Origin of the sequence: Micromonospora tulbaghiae (assembly GCF_900091605.1) — a bacterium.
In the GTDB taxonomy this organism is placed as follows: Bacteria; Actinomycetota; Actinomycetes; order Mycobacteriales; family Micromonosporaceae; genus Micromonospora; species Micromonospora tulbaghiae.
Genome location: NZ_FMCQ01000018.1, coordinates 1 through 2,500, shown reverse-complemented (window position 1 = coordinate 2,500; position 2,500 = coordinate 1). Strand labels below are relative to the sequence as shown.

At 56.8% G+C, this 2,500-nt stretch carries 1 rRNA gene (cut by a window edge); it reads left to right on the top strand.

The annotated features are described in order from the left end of the window. Nucleotides 1-2,500: ribosomal RNA gene (locus GA0070562_RS29850) — 23S ribosomal RNA — on the top strand (its annotated part extends 506 nt beyond the left edge of the window); the annotation flags it as partial.

Genomic DNA, 2,500 nt, shown 5'->3' with positions numbered 1-2,500 from the left:
GTAAGCCTAAATACTTCCTGGTGACCGATAGCGGACAAGTACCGTGAGGGAATGGTGAAAAGTACCCCGGGAGGGGAGTGAAATAGTACCTGAAACCGTTCGCCTACAATCCGTCGGAGCCTTGCGGGGTGACGGCGTGCCTTTTGAAGAATGAGCCTGCGAGTTAGTGGCATGTGGCGAGGTTAACCCGTGTGGGGGAGCCGTAGCGAAAGCGAGTCTGAATAGGGCGTTTTCAGTCGCATGCTCTAGACCCGAAGCGGAGTGATCTAGCCATGGGCAGGCTGAAGCGCGGGTAAGACCGCGTGGAGGGCCGAACCCACCAACGTTGAAAAGTTGGGGGATGACCTGTGGTTAGGGGTGAAAGGCCAATCAAACTCCGTGATAGCTGGTTCTCCCCGAAATGCATTTAGGTGCAGCGTCGCGTGTTTCTTGCCGGAGGTAGAGCACTGGATGGTCTAGGGGGCCCACAAGCTTACCGAAATCAGCCAAACTCCGAATGCCGGTAAGTGAGAGCGCGGCAGTGAGACTGCGGGGGATAAGCTTCGTAGTCGAGAGGGAAACAGCCCAGATCACCAGCTAAGGCCCCTAAGCGTGTGCTAAGTGGAAAAGGATGTGGGGTCGCATAGACAACCAGGAGGTTGGCTTAGAAGCAGCCACCCTTTAAAGAGTGCGTAATAGCTCACTGGTCAAGTGGTTCCGCGCCGACAATGTAGCGGGGCTCAAGCACACCGCCGAAGCTGTGGCATTCACATAATAACTTCGTATCTCCTTGATGGGATATGCAGGTGTGTGGATGGGTAGGGGAGCGTCGTGCCGGGGGTGAAGCAGCGGGGTGACCCAGTTGTGGACGCGGCACGAGTGAGAATGCAGGCATGAGTAGCGAAAGAAGGGTGAGAAACCCTTCCGCCGGATGACCAAGGGTTCCAGGGCCAGGCTAATCCGCCCTGGGTGAGTCGGGACCTAAGGCGAGGCCGAGAGGCGTAGTCGATGGACAACGGGTTGATATTCCCGTACCCGCGAAAGAGCGACCCTGACGAACCTCGTTGTGCTAACCACCCGAACTGCCGGCGGTCTTCGGACCAATGGTGGGGAGCGTGGGAACCTGGCGGGTAGTAGTCAAGCGATGGGGTGACGCAGGAAGGTAGCTGAGCCCGGCCGGTGGTTGTGCCGGGGTAAGCGTGTAGGCCGTGTCGTAGGCAAATCCGCGACGCATATAGGCTGAGACGTGATGCCGAGCCGATTCAGGTGAAGTCAGTGATCCTATGCTGCCGAGAAAAGCCTCTAGCGAGTTCTTAGCGGCCCGTACCCCAAACCGACACAGGTGGTCAGGTAGAGAATACCGAGGCGATCGGGCGAACTGTGGTTAAGGAACTCGGCAAATTGCCCCCGTAACTTAGGGAGAAGGGGGGCCGGAGACGTGAAGCCCCGCGCGGGTGGAGCGTTGTATGGCCGCAGAGAGCAGGGGGAAGCGACTGTTTACTAAAAACACAGGTCCATGCGAAGAAGTAATTCGATGTATATGGACTGACGCCTGCCCGGTGCTGGAACGTTAAGGGGACCTGTTAGCTCTTCGGGGCGAAGCGGAGAACTTAAGCGCCAGTAAACGGCGGTGGTAACTATAACCATCCTAAGGTAGCGAAATTCCTTGTCGGGTAAGTTCCGACCTGCACGAATGGCGTAACGACTTCCCCACTGTCTCAACCACAGGCCCGGCGAAATTGCATTACGAGTAAAGATGCTCGTTACGCGCGGCAGGACGGAAAGACCCCGGGACCTTTACTATAGCTTGACATTGGTATCTGAATTAGCTTGTGTAGGATAGGTGGGAGCCGGTGAAGTCCATACGCCAGTATGGGTGGAGGCAATCTTGAAATACCACTCTGGTTGATTTGGGTATCTAACTTCGGACCGTTATCCGGTTCAGGGACAGTGTCTGGTGGGTAGTTTAACTGGGGCGGTTGCCTCCTAAAGGGTAACGGAGGCGCCCAAAGGTTCCCTCAGCCTGGTTGGCAATCAGGTGTTGAGTGCAAGTGCACAAGGGAGCTTGACTGTGAGACTGACAGGTCGAGCAGGGACGAAAGTCGGGACTAGTGATCCGGCACTGGCATGTGGAAGCGGTGTCGCTCAACGGATAAAAGGTACCCCGGGGATAACAGGCTGATCTTCCCCAAGAGTCCATATCGACGGGATGGTTTGGCACCTCGATGTCGGCTCGTCGCATCCTGGGGCTGTAGCAGGTCCCAAGGGTTGGGCTGTTCGCCCATTAAAGCGGTACGCGAGCTGGGTTTAGAACGTCGTGAGACAGTTCGGTCCCTATCCGCCGTGCGCGTAGGATACTTGAGAAGGGCTGTCCCTAGTACGAGAGGACCGGGACGGACGAACCTCTGGTGTGCCAGTTGTCCCGCCAGGGGCACGGCTGGTTAGCTACGTTCGGAAGGGATAACCGCTGAAAGCATCTAAGCGGGAAGCTCGCTTCAAGATGAGGTATCCCACCCACATT